Annotated in this window: 1 protein-coding gene; it reads left to right on the top strand. The window is 65.1% G+C overall.

Annotation, left to right across the window (positions count from 1 at the left end):
- The coding region (locus NGB94_RS16725) for a transposase (RefSeq protein ID WP_418910676.1) at positions 1–255 on the top strand (255 nt) is incomplete at both ends.

Genomic DNA, 255 nt, shown 5'->3' with positions numbered 1-255 from the left:
GCGTCCCGCACAGTGCTGACCGGCACCGCAACAGCCCCTACAAAGACGCGTTCAGGATCAGTCAGCGTCCGGCCGAGGTAGAGGATCGTGCGGTGCCCGGACACTGGGAAGGAGACCTGATTATCGGAGCGAACTCCACCGCGATCGGAACTCTGGTCGAGCGCAGCACCCGGTTCACGATCCTGCTGCACCTGCCCGGGGACCACAGCGCCGAGACGGTGGCAGCAGCGATGATCGATCAGATGGGCAGGCTCC

The sequence above is a fragment of the Arthrobacter koreensis genome (assembly GCF_035792275.1).
Classification (GTDB): Bacteria; Actinomycetota; Actinomycetes; order Actinomycetales; family Micrococcaceae; genus Arthrobacter_B; species Arthrobacter_B koreensis_A.
This window is presented reverse-complemented; position numbering and strand designations above follow the sequence as displayed.